This is a genomic window from Pontibacillus sp. HMF3514, from assembly GCF_009858175.1.
GTDB lineage: Bacteria > Bacillota > Bacilli > Bacillales > BH030062 > Pontibacillus.
Genome location: NZ_CP047393.1, coordinates 1,494,522 through 1,509,094, shown reverse-complemented (window position 1 = coordinate 1,509,094; position 14,573 = coordinate 1,494,522). Strand labels below are relative to the sequence as shown.

Annotated in this window: 17 protein-coding genes and 1 pseudogene; 7 read left to right on the top strand and 11 right to left on the bottom strand. The window is 36.5% G+C overall.

What is annotated here, in order from left to right:
• Nucleotides 1-14 precede the first annotated feature (14 nt).
• From GS400_RS07825 to GS400_RS07785, 9 genes and pseudogenes are all read right to left on the bottom strand, one after another.
• Nucleotides 15-314, bottom strand: a complete 300-nt coding sequence (locus GS400_RS07825) for a rhodanese-like domain-containing protein (RefSeq protein ID WP_160100591.1) — start codon at nucleotides 312-314, stop codon at nucleotides 15-17.
• A gap of 15 nt (nucleotides 315-329) precedes the next feature.
• Nucleotides 330-734, bottom strand: coding sequence for a rhodanese-like domain-containing protein (locus tag GS400_RS07820; protein ID WP_370519769.1), 405 nt, complete (start codon nucleotides 732-734; stop codon nucleotides 330-332).
• Nucleotides 735-819: 85 nt separating this feature from the next.
• A complete protein-coding gene (locus tag GS400_RS07815) occupies nucleotides 820-1,389 on the bottom strand; it encodes a class I SAM-dependent methyltransferase (protein ID WP_160100589.1) in 570 nt (189 codons plus the stop codon).
• 80 nt (nucleotides 1,390-1,469) lie between these two features.
• Entirely contained in the window at nucleotides 1,470-1,859 is a 390-nt protein-coding gene (locus GS400_RS07810; RefSeq protein WP_160100587.1) for a DsrE/DsrF/DrsH-like family protein, read from the bottom strand.
• 205 nt (nucleotides 1,860-2,064) lie between these two features.
• Nucleotides 2,065-2,244, bottom strand: coding sequence for a hypothetical protein (locus GS400_RS07805; RefSeq protein ID WP_160100585.1), 180 nt, complete (start codon nucleotides 2,242-2,244; stop codon nucleotides 2,065-2,067).
• 23 nt (nucleotides 2,245-2,267) lie between these two features.
• Entirely contained in the window at nucleotides 2,268-3,341 is a 1,074-nt protein-coding gene (gene rsgA / locus GS400_RS07800) for a ribosome small subunit-dependent GTPase A (RefSeq protein WP_160100583.1), read from the bottom strand.
• Nucleotides 3,342-3,466: 125 nt separating this feature from the next.
• Nucleotides 3,467-4,288 (bottom strand): annotated as a pseudogene (locus GS400_RS07795) (VanW family protein).
• A 412-nt stretch (nucleotides 4,289-4,700) separates the two neighbouring features.
• Nucleotides 4,701-5,480, bottom strand: coding sequence for an ABC transporter permease (locus GS400_RS07790; protein ID WP_160100581.1), 780 nt, complete (start codon nucleotides 5,478-5,480; stop codon nucleotides 4,701-4,703).
• Nucleotides 5,473-6,453 (bottom strand): ATP-binding cassette domain-containing protein, encoded by a 981-nt coding sequence (locus GS400_RS07785; protein ID WP_160100579.1) that lies wholly within the window; start codon nucleotides 6,451-6,453, stop codon nucleotides 5,473-5,475. The genes GS400_RS07790 and GS400_RS07785 overlap by 8 nt, the downstream gene beginning before the upstream one ends.
• Before the next feature lie 331 nt (nucleotides 6,454-6,784).
• On the opposite strand from GS400_RS07785, the gene GS400_RS07780 reads away from it, so the two are divergent.
• A complete protein-coding gene (locus GS400_RS07780; protein ID WP_160100577.1) occupies nucleotides 6,785-7,999 on the top strand; it encodes an MFS transporter in 1,215 nt (404 codons plus the stop codon).
• Nucleotides 8,000-8,113: 114 nt separating this feature from the next.
• Nucleotides 8,114-8,827 (top strand): nucleotidyltransferase domain-containing protein, encoded by a 714-nt coding sequence (locus GS400_RS07775; protein ID WP_160100575.1) that lies wholly within the window; start codon nucleotides 8,114-8,116, stop codon nucleotides 8,825-8,827.
• Nucleotides 8,828-9,033: 206 nt separating this feature from the next.
• Here GS400_RS07775 and GS400_RS07770 read toward each other — a convergent pair whose 3' ends face one another.
• Nucleotides 9,034-9,432, bottom strand: coding sequence for a hypothetical protein (locus GS400_RS07770; RefSeq protein WP_160100573.1), 399 nt, complete (start codon nucleotides 9,430-9,432; stop codon nucleotides 9,034-9,036).
• Between the two features lie 401 nt (nucleotides 9,433-9,833).
• Between GS400_RS07770 and GS400_RS07765 the strand changes: the two genes are divergently transcribed.
• The 5 genes from GS400_RS07765 (at nucleotide 9,834) to GS400_RS07745 (ending at nucleotide 13,197) form a co-directional block, all read left to right on the top strand.
• Nucleotides 9,834-10,124 (top strand): YrhK family protein, encoded by a 291-nt coding sequence (locus GS400_RS07765; protein WP_160100571.1) that lies wholly within the window; start codon nucleotides 9,834-9,836, stop codon nucleotides 10,122-10,124.
• Nucleotides 10,124-10,870 (top strand): metallophosphoesterase family protein, encoded by a 747-nt coding sequence (locus tag GS400_RS07760; protein ID WP_160100569.1) that lies wholly within the window; start codon nucleotides 10,124-10,126, stop codon nucleotides 10,868-10,870. The genes GS400_RS07765 and GS400_RS07760 overlap by 1 nt, the downstream gene beginning before the upstream one ends.
• 3 nt (nucleotides 10,871-10,873) lie before the next feature.
• Nucleotides 10,874-11,599, top strand: coding sequence for a hypothetical protein (locus GS400_RS07755; RefSeq protein WP_160100567.1), 726 nt, complete (start codon nucleotides 10,874-10,876; stop codon nucleotides 11,597-11,599).
• A gap of 13 nt (nucleotides 11,600-11,612) precedes the next feature.
• Complete coding sequence (nfsA, locus tag GS400_RS07750) at nucleotides 11,613-12,353, top strand: oxygen-insensitive NADPH nitroreductase (RefSeq protein ID WP_160100565.1); 741 nt, start codon at nucleotides 11,613-11,615, stop codon at nucleotides 12,351-12,353.
• Nucleotides 12,354-12,468: 115 nt separating this feature from the next.
• Complete coding sequence (locus tag GS400_RS07745) at nucleotides 12,469-13,197, top strand: NAD-dependent protein deacylase (RefSeq protein WP_236561197.1); 729 nt, start codon at nucleotides 12,469-12,471, stop codon at nucleotides 13,195-13,197.
• A 19-nt stretch (nucleotides 13,198-13,216) separates the two neighbouring features.
• On the opposite strand, the gene GS400_RS07740 is transcribed toward GS400_RS07745, so the two are convergent.
• The gene (locus tag GS400_RS07740) at nucleotides 13,217-14,449 is read right to left on the bottom strand and encodes a cation:proton antiporter (RefSeq protein WP_160100561.1); all 1,233 of its coding nucleotides are present in this window, start codon (nucleotides 14,447-14,449) and stop codon (nucleotides 13,217-13,219) included.
• Nucleotides 14,450-14,573: the final 124 nt, after the last annotated feature.

The window sequence follows — 14,573 nt, the reverse complement described above, 5'->3', positions numbered from 1 at the left end:
TCCCTATCAGTCGGTTACTCTTTTTTACCTTCCCAGCTAAGCATGCCGCCTTCCATGTTGATCACATTGTATCCATGCTCTTCTAGGAATTGCGTTGCTTTTCCACTACGTCCACCAGAACGGCAAACCATAATATATTCTTTATCTTGATCAAGTTCATCTTTACGATCTTCAATAGATCCTAGAGGAATGTGCTTAGCTCCAGGAATTTTTCCTTCTGCTACTTCTTCATCTTCTCGTACATCAACTAAGTTTAGGTCTTTACCTTCTTCTTCTAACTTTTTGCGAACTTCTTCTGCTGTCATAGTTTTCATGAAAAATTCCTCCTTCTATTTTTTCCAAGCATTCATGCCACCTTGCACATTTGTAACTTGTTCAAAACCGTTCTTTTTTAATGTGCGAGCTGCTGCAAGGCTTCTTGCACCACTCTGGCAAATCACGACTACTTCCTTATTTTGATCCAATTCATTTAAATCTTGCTTTAGTTTTTGTAATGGATAATTTTTAAACCCTTTAATATTGCGAGATTGAAACTCACCAGGAGTTCTTACATCAATCCATTGCTTTTTGTTTTTATTTTGTTTTAGGTCTTGATCTAGCTGTTCTGTAGTCATTTGATTAACACCCTTTGGAGGGCGAATAGTTCGAATGAATAGAAAAACAGCTACTAAAATTAATACAATTGTAATGAGGCTTTCCATTTGCAACATTCCCTTGAAAATTTGTTTTTTCATCCTTTTACCTTAACCCCTACGGGTATATATTAACAAAAAAATTTAATTCGTCAAGGGGTATGGGGGGGACTTTAACCCCCACTTATTATTTCGTTGCACGTATATAGTAAACCTCTTCGTTCAAGTGCCCTACCTCTACATCGAATCCTGCTTTAGCAACATGCTCAGCCATATGGTTAGCTGAAATGCGATGGTTTATTGGTGGACCTTGATCAGCTTCAACTCTTTCCCAATCAAGAATGAGTAACGTACCGTCTTCAGTTAGGATTCGGTGTGCTTCTACTAATGATTGGTGCAAATCAGGAACCTCATGAAGTACAAAGGCAGCGACTGTTCGCTCATAAGCTCCATCAGGTAAGTTTAATGACTCTAAACTACTTTTCATACGATCAATGTTCGTTAGTTTTTCATCAACTGCTCTGGCTTCTAAAAGTTCGAGCATTTCAAATTGTAGATCAATCGCTGTAACACGGTCTGTAGTTTCTTTAGCAATTGGTATAGTTAGATAACCATTACCTGCACCTAAGTCGGCTACTTTTTCTTTCCCTTCCAATTGTAGCAATTCAAATACCTTATCAACTGGAACGGTTTCTTGTCGTTTTGGATCTAAAAGTTTTTCTGCTTTTTCATAATTGAATACTTTATCTTCAGACATAAATGATCTCCTTTCTAAAAGGAACCTCTTTAAGAGGATTACCTATAACCCTTTTACCAAGGATCGGTTATGATTAAACATTAGAATGTGAGAGAAACATCAGCGTCTTTCGCAAATCCAAGGTAAGTAGCAGCTCCGCCTACTTCCGTTCCATCAACAAAGTCTTCTTTTTTAAGGTTCATGACATCCATCGTCATTTGGCAAGCAATGAATTTAACTCCAAGGTCATTTGCAGTTTCTACAAGCTCTGGAATGGATGGAACATTCGCTTGGTCAAAACCTTCTTGATAATGTTCTTTCCCTTCAGGAAGCGGTAAATTTTTGTGCGCTTCCTTATGGATCATGTTTAGTCCTTCAAATGTGAAGAAGACCTCTACTTCTGCATCAGTTGCTGCTGCAGCTGTTGCAATGTTTAGTACTTTATAAGCGTCAAATGCGCCTCCGTTTGATGCGATAATAGCTACTTTCATGTTTATGTCCTCCTTCATTTTTTAAAAGCTCTTTTTAGTACCCTGGTACGTATAATAATATACCCCCGTAAGTATGTCAAACATTTTTGAATCTACCCTTTTATTTAAGGCTTTAAACCAATATCACTTAATATTGCCGAATATATAAGAATCATAAAAAAAGACCCTGCCTCTTTGGGAGACAAGATCTTTTGACACCTATTGATTAACCTTTTTCGGATTTGAGTCGTTTCCGTATTTCATACAGATGTTTATTGGATTGATTCACTTCAGATACTAAATCTTCTATGTTTCTCGCCATTTTAAAAAACGTAAAGATCACAACAATAATTAATACAAGCAGTGCTATTTGATAAAGAACTCCCAAAAAAGCAATTATCCCCATTGCCTATACTCCCCCTTACAAAATCACCATGTTCCTTTATGGATCTCTTTTACTTGTATCCGAGCAGCACGGTTAGATCCATACTTTTCTTTTAAATCTAGGAACTTGATTTCGCGTTGCAGTTTTAGATAACTTTTATAGCGTTCTTCCGTTAAATCTCCATTTTTAATAGCTTGTTTAATCGCACATCCAGGTTCTTGTTCATGCGCACAATTACGAAATTTACATTGAGAAGCTAAAGCCTCTACATCCTGAAAAGTTTGATCAACAGCGTCATCCCTTGACCACAACTGAAGTTCTCTCATACCAGGTGTATCAATAATAACTCCCCCATCGGGTACAAGAAAGAGTTCTCGGTGTGTAGTCGTATGACGACCTTTGTCATCCCCTGACCGTATATCTTGTGTTTTTTGTACCCCTTCCCCTATCAATTGATTCATTAAAGTTGATTTCCCAACTCCTGATGAACCAATAAGAGAAATGGTCCGCCCTGTTTGCATATAAGTTCGCAAAGCATCGATCCCTTCTCGGTGAAGGGCATCAACCGCATGGATCGGAACGCCAAAAGCGATGTCTTTAACTGCTTTTATTTTTTCTTCAACGTCATCACATAAATCTTTTTTAGTTAAAATAAATACAGGCGAGGCACCACTTTCATAAACCTGCATCAGATACCTTTCCATTCGACGAACATTAAAATCTTGATTTAATGCATTTACGAGAAAAATGATATCGATATTCGCTGCCATTAATTGTTCCTCTTGTTTTTTTCCTGGAGCACGCCGGGAAAGTAAGCTTTTTCGCTCAAGCACTTCATGAATAATACCTTTATCCTCGCCGGGCATTCGTTCAAATAACACCCAGTCACCTACACAAGGAAAGTCCCTAGTATCATTGGCCCGATGATAAAATCTACCGGATACTTGACAAGGATATTCACCTTCAGTTGACAGTACTTTATAAATGCCATTTGCTAACGTTGAAATCCGACCAGTAAGATGGGGTTCATTTTGATTTTGATCTTGAAAATATGAGTCGTAACCTAATTGATTTAAATTGTTCAAATCATTTCCTCCTTGAATGGGTAGGAGGGTCATTGATTTACAGGATCAATCCCTCCTGAATCGTCTGGTTATATAATGAGGTTTTTCGGCTCTCTACATTACTCATAAACACCACGCTCCTTTCGTTATTGTGTAAAGTATAGCAAATTTTCAAATCTTCACGAGTCTATTTTGAATACATTCGACTCATCAACTTGATATTTCACTTCCGAAACATTGTGCATAATAAACTCTTTTTCTTTGATGTTACCAGTACATTTATCGACGACCTCTCGATAAATATCATTCGTTCTGTAAATCATACTTTTTCTCTCAAAAAAATAGTGGTTCTCTTCTACAACATGATAGGAGTAGGGCCAATATTGATCACTTGATATACTCCCTTTTAAGTGTTTGTCTGTAAGCCAGACTTGTATTTGAAAGGAGTGATCAGTAGGATTATAAAATTGTAGATCTACATAGTTATAGAAAACGCCAGCCCCACTTCCAAAAGGCAAAACACGTCCTTAATCAGGAAATGGATCGAAACTATGGTGATGTCGTTCCACTACTTGAAGAGGGGTGTGAAGCGCCATCCAATATAAGAGATTGGCTAACTGACAAATCCCTCCCCCAACTCCTTCGATAACCTGTCCATTTGATAAAAGCATACCTTCTATGTACCCTTTCTTTTTGGAAGTCTTGCCGACAAGCTTCCAAAAAGAAAAGGTCTGCCCTGGTTGAATGACAGTCTCATCGATTGCACGAGAAGCAATTTTTAAATTTGTAATTTTATTTTCCTGTAGCTTTGGATCTGAGTCACCAAGCTTTCGACGTAGTAAAGATTGATGTTTTTTATTTGTGTAAGGATAGTCTTCGGAGGACTTCTTTTTTTCTGCGTATTTCTTAAGACTAAGCAGAGCTTTAATGTGTCTTGTTATTCTCTTTTGCAGAATTCGAATTGGTGTTAGCCAAGGAATTACGTGTGTTATACGTTTCAATGTAACCCTTCCCCCTATCCAATATTTCACCGAGACCGCCTTCGTAAGATGTCACTGAGGATCATAATATAAAACATGCAAGGTGCAGCAATGATTGTAATTAAAAAATCACCTATATAATGTTGGGCATGAAGTATAACAGCACCAAGTAAACATAACAGCACCATTACATCCAATAAATCTGTCCATCTCATGCCTTCACCCCATTTTCCTTTTCAATATCCTATGATAAAAAAGGGGCTAATGTTTACATTTTATTGTATCATCAACAAGGAAATTTATGGTTTTCTTATTCATTAAAAATCTTTTTTGTCTTATTCTTTAGTTAAAACCCACAAAAAAATAGCCTAATTAAGAAGTACACACAGTGTCCTACAAAACTAAGCTACTTATATTAATATGATGTTATCGATCATCCTCTACTAACAGCTTTTTTAGCCGAGACTGCAGCAAATGTAATGGTGATCGCACAGACAATAACAATGGCCAAAAACCCTTTTCCTATTTCCGACCAGACCCAACCGTCTATTAATAGCGTTCGCATACTATTAAATATATAGGTTGTTGGATTGATCGTTGCGGCTACCTTTAACCACTGCGCTTCGATTAATTCGTACGGAACGAATGTCGTACTCAAAAAGATTAACGGGAAGAAGATCAGTGTACCTGCCTGAGCAGCTTGGGCATTCTTCGTTTTAAGCGCTACTCCTGCAGAATATCCAGCAAATGCTAGTCCCCATCCGATCGCAATTAGCAATACAACCACAACACCTAAGAATCCTGTTTCAACTTTCAATCCCATTAAAAACGCTACAATTAAAATTAGGGACGTTTGTACAAGAAGTTGAAGCATTCCTGCAATTATAGGCCCAAGCACAATAGACAATCTTGACGCTGGAGTTAATAATAATCTCGAGAAAAATCCATTTTCAATATCTTTTATAATCCCTTGTCCTGCTCCACCAGCACCGCCAATAGCAGCAGATACAACAGATACAGGTAGGATAAATGCTAAGTAATTGGCTCCACCAAATGCTTCTAGTTTAGAGATGCCACTCAATCCACTTTCATACACTAATAAGAAAAACATGGATATAAGAAGGTTTGGAATAAACGTAAAAGGGCTTCTTAGTGTAGTTAATACACTTCGTTTCGATAAGATCCATGTATCTTTTAAAAGTCCATTACCCATGTTGTATCCCCTCTTTCTCTTCTTCTTTTGTACCTACTCCAGTAATTTTCAAGAAGATATCATCAAGTGTAGGGGAATCAACATTGACACTTTGTACTTCAACTTGTTCCTGGTCTAATACTCTTACAAGTTCCATTAATCGTTTCGTTCCATTTTGTACATATAAAATTAAATCTGAACCACGCTCAACAATCTCCATTTTTCCTAAATGATCATGAAGCTTTTCTTTTGCTTGCTTAGCTTCTTCTTGAGTTGTAAACGATAATGTTATGAGGTCATTTCCTATTTGAACCTTTAACTCTTCCGGTGTTCCTGTGGCCACGATTTCTCCACCATCGATAATCGAGATACGATCAGCCAGAAAATCCGCTTCTTCTAAATATTGCGTAGTGAGAAAAATGGTTGTGCCTTCTTCTTTATTTAAGCGTTCAAGATATTCCCAAATACTTTTGCGATTAGAAGGATCAAGTCCTGTAGTTGGCTCATCCAGAAATAACACCTTAGGTTTATTAACTAGTGTAAGGGCTAGATCTAGTCTGCGACGCATTCCGCCTGAGTAATTCCCACATATTCGATCCGCTGCCTCAGTTAATTGAACAACCTCAAGTAACTCATTTGTTCTCTCTATCGCTTCCTTTGGTTTATAACCAAAAATCCGACATTGTAAGTGAACCATCTCTCTTCCTGTTAATCCAGGGTCAATCCCAGTTTCCTGTAGTGCAACACCTATATGTTTCCTTACTTCTTTCGGATTTTTAATAACATCATTTTCCGCTACGAGCGCCTTTCCTGAAGATGCGTTAATCAATGTAGTTAATATTTGAACTGTAGTGGACTTTCCAGCTCCATTTGGCCCAAGGAAAGCAAAGAATTCACCTTCCTTCACAGAAAAGCTAACATCTTTTACGGCTTGCACATTACCTTTTTTAAATGTTTTAGATAAATGCTCTACTTCAATTATTCCTTTAACCATTGTTGCCTCCCTTTTACTTCTATCCCTAATATATATTCGATTAGAAATCTTCCTTTCCTTCAAAAGAAGTCCATCATTAGGTTATATCTTTTAAATCTGACCCAAAACCATTATAATACAATTGTGTTAACAAATTTTTCTAGTCGCAAGTAACCTTAAGGAGGAAATATACATATGTTAAAAATTCTAAACAAAAATTCCAACCAAGCCGCAGGGGTGGTTGCACAGTAAAAGCTCGATTCGAATAAAGTCTTACCATAATTGAATACGACCTTGTACTGTTCACACTCCTGCTACCCATATAACGAATCATGCAGGAGGAACATTACAAATGAAAAAGAACACATTAGCATCACATAATATCCGAATATTATTTTGGTCAGAAATATTTGGGAGCATGCGCTTTATACTCCCAGTACTAACCCTATTCTATTTCTCTAGAGGTTTAGATGAATCGTTAATCCTCATTGTTTTAACTTTCTGGAGTACAGGTGTTTTAGTGGGCGAAATTCCTACAGGTATGTTTGCTGATCGATTTGGAGCAAAGCGTACTTTTTTAATTGGTTCTCTATTAAATATAGGGAGTCATGCCATGTTATTCATTGCATTTGAACCTTGGATTTTCTTTATTAGTAGCTTTATAAACGGATTCGCAGCGACTTTTTTTAGCGGAGCAGATGAAGCGTTAGTTTATGAATCCTTAAAGAAATCAGATGAGGAAAAGCGAATGGATCACGCAATGGGCCAAATCCAATCAGCAAACTTCATTACTACTATTTTTGTGGTTACAGTAGGAGCATTCCTAGCAAATGATTTATCTGAACAGCAATTCAAACTTCTAATTGGTCTTGGCGTTGCTTTTATGTCTGTTCAATTTTTCTTACTATTATTTATAAAAAATCCTGAAACACAAGGTTTTTATCAAGAACGACCTATCCAACAAGTACTTGAAGGGGTAAGAGCTATAAGAAAAGCTCCACAAGTACTGATCATGTTCATGAATGTGACCTTGGTTTTTATTCCTACAGCTGCTGTATTCAGTAAATTTGACCAAAAGTTAATGGTGGATGCTAGTTTACCAGTTGCGTTAATTGGTGTTGTATATGCCGTTTCTGCTTTTATTGGTTTTCTTGCTTCACGATCAATAGGTAGAATGACTAAATGGATATCCCGTACCAAGTTATTATACGGAACAGGATTCCTAGGTGTTCTTGGCCTTACGCTCGCAGCTTCATTCGACAAGGTTCTATGGATGGTTCTTGGGGTTATACTACTTCTAAACTTTGTGAAGGCTGTTCGTTATCCTGTTTATTCACAGTTATCAAATGAGCTTATTCCATCAAATGTTCGAGCAACGACGATTTCTCTATTATCTATATTAGATTCAATAGCTGATATTGTTATTTTCACTAGTATGAGTAGCATAGCTATATACGGTTTATCACCTATGTTATTTGGTTGTGCTCTTATTGCATTGATAGGTACACTTTTACCTATTCGGCCGGCTCCTATGATTAAAACGAACAGGCAACAAGCTCACATGTAAACAGTGTGTTATCACCTCTATTTCTCTTTTTTGAGAGAAATAGAGGTTTTTTCTTTATAGTTTTGGCTAAATTGTTTAGTATGAAAAGAATCACGTACATAGGAGGAATATGGAATGAGAGATCAAGCCTTTTTGGATGCTAAAAAAATTGTAGATGAAAACTATCCGGATTGTGATGCTGCTCTTCTTGCTGGAAGCATTGTCAGAGGCGAAGGCACGGAAACATCTGATTTAGATCTTGTGGTTTTTGATTTTTCCATTGAAAACGGATATAGAGAATCCTTCTATTCTTTAAATTGGCCTGTAGAAGCTTTCGTTCATAATAAAAACTCTTACAACCATTTTGTTGAGAAAGACTTAAAAAGAGCAAGACCTTCTCTTCCACGTATGATGACAGAAGGGATCCCGATTAAAGGCTCAGAATATATCCACCCGTTAAAAGAAGAAGCAGCGGAGCTAATATCAAAAGGTCCAGAACCATGGGATCAAAATCAAATTGACCTTATGCGATATGGGATTACGGATGCCTTAGAAGACCTTAAAGGAGCGACTAATCGTGCAGAAGCCATCTTCACAGTTAATCTGTTAGCAGATCAAATACATGAATTTTATTTACGCACAAATAAGCAATGGATTGGTCATGGCAAATGGGTAATTCGTGCCTTAAGAAGCTATGATGAAGAGTTTGCCAAGAAATATACACGAGCTTTTGACCAGTATTATCGAACGGGAGAAAAAGATGAAATTGAAACAATTGTAGAAAATGTATTAGAACCTCATGGTGGCCTTTTCTTTGAAGGATATTCAGCTGGAAAGAAACATTTGTAAAATAAGGTTTATCAGGAAATCTTTACGGATAATACAATAGATCGCTATTCCTTTAGATTAAGTACTTTTTCAATATAATAAGCATATAACATTAAAAAACAGCTAAATAAAAAGGGTTGTCACAACATAAGTGACAACCCTTTTTTCATATCTAAGATATCGCTCATTATATGGGAAGAAGATCCCCTTTCTTCCCCCAATTAATCCTATATCCCCTGTTTTCTAACACATTTGTCTATAAAGGTGCAAAGGTCCCCTACCGTTTCAAAGACTTCAAACTCTTCTCCATCAGGTATATGAGTTACATAACTCTTAGGAATTTCCCAATATTCTAGTAACTCATTGAGTGTTGATTGAAATCGTTCATAATCGCCTTGATAAACCAAGCGTAAATGTGTCTTTGTATTCAAGTTTTCAATTGGTTTTTCATATTCTTCTTGTAAATGTTCATTCACATATTTTACTACCGCCAAGTATATCTCATAAACAATGCCTTTGTTTCCCGCACTGTCTTTTAACTCTTTTTTCGCTCGTCGTTTTTCAAAATCGATCAATTCCCCCATTGAATATCCACCTTTTCTTAACAAGCTAAGCAATTCGTTCATGTACATGGACAAGCGTTTCTAGAACATAACAACTCCTTCAATGGTTTAGGCTAATACAATTGATAAAATTTCTGAGTTTTATTATATTACAAAAGCATTTAGCGTCATAGTTAACGGGAATTTGCAGTTCATGATTGAGTTTCAGGCGTGGCATTACCCAAAGAATGGAAGGCATTTTCATGAAATAATGCAATTGAGAGTTAATGTCGGGGATTTTATATAATAATAACATAATGAGAGTTACTTTTCACAACTATATCATCTAAAAAGTTGTTTTTAAACCCCGGTTTTGTCAATTGTTGTAAAAATTTCTGTTCACCCACCTGACAAATTTTTATTAAAATTTTGGATTTAAAAAATAGGTGATTTGGGAAAACATGTTATGATAGGAGTGACATAAAATGAAGAAAAATAATAAAGATCGTGAAATTGATATTCATCTAGGAAGATATGAAGTCTTTTTTAAACAAAGGTACACCATCCTCTATAACTTAAATGATGTGTTAATCGGACTATGGTTTCTAATTGGAAGTATATGTTTCTTCTGGGAATCTACCAAAACAGCTGGTATTTGGTTATTTGTTTTAGGAAGCGCACAGTTACTAATCCGACCATTAATTCGCATTATTCACCGTATTCATTTTCATAGATACGCCAATAAGAACCAAGATGAAGGAGAATCAAATTCGTAATGAAATATGCTTTGTTAGCAGATATACATGGAAATAAACATGCTTTAAAAGCTGTTCTAGAAGACCTTCATTTTCAAAAAATCAATAAAATTATTTGTTTAGGTGACCTCATTGCTATCGGTCCACATAGCAATGAGGTTTTACATACGATTATGTATTTGCCTAACACCTCCATAATAACCGGTAACCATGATGAAGCCGTTTTATCTCTCTACTTTAATGAACCTTATCCAGACAGTCATAAACACGCTAAACCACACCATGAATGGGTAGCTCAACAGTTATCAGAAGATCAAGCTCAGTTTTTAAAAAAGAAGCCCCGTCAAATTACTGAGGACATAAATGACATACGTTTATTATGTACACACTATGCTTATAAACAAGGAATGGAATCCTCACCCATTGAAAAAGATCCTTATAAAAGAATTATGGAACCAACGCCTCAAAATATGGAAATTTTATTTTCGCAACATGATCAGGATATTATTGCATTTGGTCATCACCACCAAAAGCACGATTTTCAGATAGAAGGAAAACATTACATAAACCCTGGTGCTCTCGGGTGTAATGACAAGGCACTTGCGAGATATGCAATATTAGCTATCTCTAATGATGGGCAATATTCCATCGTACACAAGGAGATTCCATATAATCGAGCCCCTTTATTACAAGACTATGATGACTTCGCTGTCCCTCAACGTGATGAATTAAGAAAAATCTTTCATGGACAAAGTAGGAGTGAGTAAAGAGTGAAACGATTGATATTTAGTTGTTTTTTATGTATAGCCCTTATAGGATGTTCTTCAGAAAAAAGTAGTTCATCTATAAATCAAACAGCAGACGCAGCTGAATCAAAAGACGTTACAATCACTGAAAAAGAACCTCCGAAACCAAAGGAAATATCCTTATTTTTAGAAGGTAATGAGAAGCGTTTTTACTTAAAAGATCTCCCTCTAATTCAAAAGTATGTTCAGACATCACCAGACCCTGATTTAGCATTAGCAAGAATGAGAATAAACGAAATTGAAACACCTTTAGAGGAAACATTTCTTTATACATTGCGTTATGCTTGTAGAGCAAAACTGTGTTCTACTATATTAATAAAAGAAACCAAAAATGACGTTCAAACAAGATTGGTGTCAGACCTATCTCTATTCAAAACAGCGTCCTTCTCCCCTAATCAAGAAAAACTATTACTGACATTCTTCGTTAATAAAGGAGATACCATTACTAGAGGAAATGTGAACGTGATCGATCTCGATGATCTTGAGCCTTTATCGCTCTTACAAGATAATGATCAGGTTGATTTAAATTTTGTATGGCCTATATTAGACGCAATTTGGAAAACAGACGATTCCGTAGAAGTCTCTATTCCAAAGCTTGAAACTTCTTCATTAGAAGCCATTAAGACCTGGTATCGATTAAACCCAGAAAATCAAGAAAAGAAAACCATAACTCTAACTATCGAAAACTAAGGAGATGTAAGTTGTGAATCAAACCATTGAAACATTACTTCAACACCGCTCTATTCGCTCATTTACAGAAGAGCGTTTAACACAAGAGCAGATCCATACCATTGTAGATGCAGCTCAGATGGCCTCCACCTCAAGTTATATGCAAGCTTATACCATAATGGGTGTAACAGATGAAAAGAAAAAAGCAGAATTAGCGGAGATTACAGGACAAGATTATGTACAAAATAACGGCCATTTATTTATCTTTTGTGCAGACATGTATCGTCATCAAGTTAAGGCAACAGATCTACAAAAACAAGATATGATCCAGAACATCGAGAATACAGAGCACTTGCTTGTTTCAGCTATTGATGCAACTTTAGCCGCTCAAAATGGTGCTATTGCAGCAGAATCTATGGGACTAGGCATGTGTTACATCGGAAGCATCCGCAATAATATTCAACGTGTCGACGAATTATTAAAGCTACCTCAACACGTTATCCCGTTGTTTGGGATGGTTGTTGGATACCCGAAAAGTAAACCTGAGCAAAAACCCCGCATCCCAAGAAAAGGTATTTATTTTGAGAATGAATATAATAAAGAACAATACCATACCTTAGATCAATTTGATGACATGATCAGGGCTTACTACGAAAACAGAAGTAACAACACAAGAAAAGATACTTGGACTGAGCAAATGATACGCCGTTTCAGTAATCCAATGCGCATGGATGTGACAACCCATGTTCATAACAAAGGTCTAAACAAACGCTAATACGTATATGATCCTCTCCAAAGCATGGGGAGGATTTTTTTATGTCCCCCTTTTGTCTGTGAATCTTCATTTTGTATAATGGAAGGACTGAGGTGATACCATGTCCATTCAACAATTGTCCGAACAAATAAAAAAGGCCAATCACATTGCTGTGCTGACCGGTGCCGGTGTGAGTACAGCTAGTGGAATCCCTGATTTCCGTTCAGCAGACGGGATATGGGAGCAGGATCGATCTAGAGAAGATTATATGTCAAATGAGTATTTCCGTCACAACCCGATTGATTTCTGGGCAAAATATAAATCCATTTTCCAAATGAAACTTCTTGGCGATTATCAACCGAATGCTGTCCACTATTTTCTTAAAGACCTTGAAGATGAAGGAAAAGAAGTATCTGTGATTACACAAAATGTAGACGGTCTGCATTTAGAAGCAGGTAATCAGTGGATTATTGAGTACCATGGTACACTTAAAACCGCTACATGTCCTACGTGTAACACAACGTATGATCATGAGTATATGATGGCGCATGAAACGCCTCGTTGCGAAACACTGTTTGGCAGCACTCCTTGTGGAGATGTTTTAAAGCCCGATATAGTATTATTTGGTGATCCTATCACAGAACATGATAGAGCTGAAGCCGTTATTGACCAAGCTGACTTACTCCTAGTTCTTGGCACATCCTTGTTTGTAATGCCGTTTAACTTTTTACCTGATTACGCTAAGTACAGTCGAAATATCCCAACTGCTATAATAAACCGTGAGCCTACTTCAAAGGATTATATGTTTGATTATGTAATCAATGGAGATTTGACAGAAGTAATTGAAGAACTAAAAGAAACCTGACTATTTGTCAGGTTTCTTTTTATGACTCTTTTGAACCGGGACCTACAATTCCTAATTTCTTAATAAGTGGCTTTAAAGACAGACCTTGAACTACCAGAGAAAATAGCACAATTGAGAAAGTTAGTAGCAAGACTTCTTCTCGTCCATCAAAATCATCTGGTAAGCTAAGTGCCAAGGCAATCGATAAGCTCCCTCTTAGTCCACCCCAATTAAGAAGTATTCGATCTTTATTAGATAAGTCTTTTACATAACTTGTACTTATAAACAGTGCTATCGTCCTGCCAACTAAGAAAATGACGATAGCCATAAGAATCATTCCCCATTTGCCACTAAAATCAATTTCACGAATCTCTATACCGACCATAAGGAATATTAGAGAATTAGCTAACAACGTAACTGCATCCCAAAATGAATTAATATTGACCCTTGTTTCTTCAGACATTCCAATTTTCTTTCCATAACTTCCAAATAATAATCCCGCAACAACGACGGCAATAACACCTGAAACTTTAAAATGCTCAGCAATAAAGTAACTACCAAAAAATAGTAACATGGAAAATGCGATTTCTAACGGATAGTCATCAAAAATACGAATGATTTGTGAAAACACATATCCAAAAATAATTCCAACTAGTGCACCACCAACAGCAAATTTAAGAAACAAGAATGCCCCTTCTCCTACTCCAGCTAACCCCATTTCCATATATCCTAACAAGTAGATGCTAGAAATTTTGAAGAGAACAACAGCAATTCCATCATTGAAAAGGGATTCCCCTTCCATTATGGTAGAATACTTCTGAGGAACACCAAGGTCTTTAAAAATTGAAAGTACACTGATTGGATCTGTTGCACTCATTAAAGCAGCAAATGTAAAGGACACAACAATAGGTAGACCCAATATAAAGTAAGTACTAAATCCGATTACAATAAAAGTTAGAAACGTACCTAGAAAAGCAAGTGAGATCACCGTTTTCTTTAAATCATATAAATGATGAAATGGCATTTTTAATGTTGCATCACCAAGCAAAATGGGTAAGAATAATGAAATAATAATGGCATGAAAGACCTCTGATTGTGTGATGAATTGTTCAGCTTCCTCAACCATCGGTATCTGAGTCATGCCAAGTAAAACACCAACAAGTACCAGAGCAATTGAATAGGGTTCTTTAATCAATTTGGCAATGCCAATAACTGTTACGGATATGGCAAGTAAAACTAATATTTGAATAAATACATCATGAAAACCGTGCATGAGGCTCCCCTTCCTAATGTAAAAAATGAAGTCCTTTTTACTATTCCCGCTATGTACTAATCTGATTCTCATTTTATCATAGTAATTTCCAGTATTAGCATATTAAGAACAAGAGCGCACGTTT

Coding starts and splice junctions, on each gene's coding strand:
- GS400_RS07825 (WP_160100591.1), bottom strand. CDS start 314: ATGAAAACTATGACAGCAGAAGAAGTTCGCAAAAAGTTAGAAGAAGAA.
- GS400_RS07820 (WP_370519769.1), bottom strand. CDS start 734: ATGAAAAAACAAATTTTCAAGGGAATGTTGCAAATGGAAAGCCTCATT.
- GS400_RS07815 (WP_160100589.1), bottom strand. CDS start 1,389: ATGTCTGAAGATAAAGTATTCAATTATGAAAAAGCAGAAAAACTTTTA.
- GS400_RS07810 (WP_160100587.1), bottom strand. CDS start 1,859: ATGAAAGTAGCTATTATCGCATCAAACGGAGGCGCATTTGACGCTTAT.
- GS400_RS07805 (WP_160100585.1), bottom strand. CDS start 2,244: ATGGGGATAATTGCTTTTTTGGGAGTTCTTTATCAAATAGCACTGCTT.
- rsgA (WP_160100583.1), bottom strand. CDS start 3,341: ATGACCCTCCTACCCATTCAAGGAGGAAATGATTTGAACAATTTAAAT.
- GS400_RS07790 (WP_160100581.1), bottom strand. CDS start 5,480: ATGGGTAATGGACTTTTAAAAGATACATGGATCTTATCGAAACGAAGT.
- GS400_RS07785 (WP_160100579.1), bottom strand. CDS start 6,453: ATGGTTAAAGGAATAATTGAAGTAGAGCATTTATCTAAAACATTTAAA.
- GS400_RS07780 (WP_160100577.1), top strand. CDS start 6,785: ATGAAAAAGAACACATTAGCATCACATAATATCCGAATATTATTTTGG.
- GS400_RS07775 (WP_160100575.1), top strand. CDS start 8,114: ATGAGAGATCAAGCCTTTTTGGATGCTAAAAAAATTGTAGATGAAAAC.
- GS400_RS07770 (WP_160100573.1), bottom strand. CDS start 9,432: ATGAACGAATTGCTTAGCTTGTTAAGAAAAGGTGGATATTCAATGGGG.
- GS400_RS07765 (WP_160100571.1), top strand. CDS start 9,834: ATGAAGAAAAATAATAAAGATCGTGAAATTGATATTCATCTAGGAAGA.
- GS400_RS07760 (WP_160100569.1), top strand. CDS start 10,124: ATGAAATATGCTTTGTTAGCAGATATACATGGAAATAAACATGCTTTA.
- GS400_RS07740 (WP_160100561.1), bottom strand. CDS start 14,449: ATGCACGGTTTTCATGATGTATTTATTCAAATATTAGTTTTACTTGCC.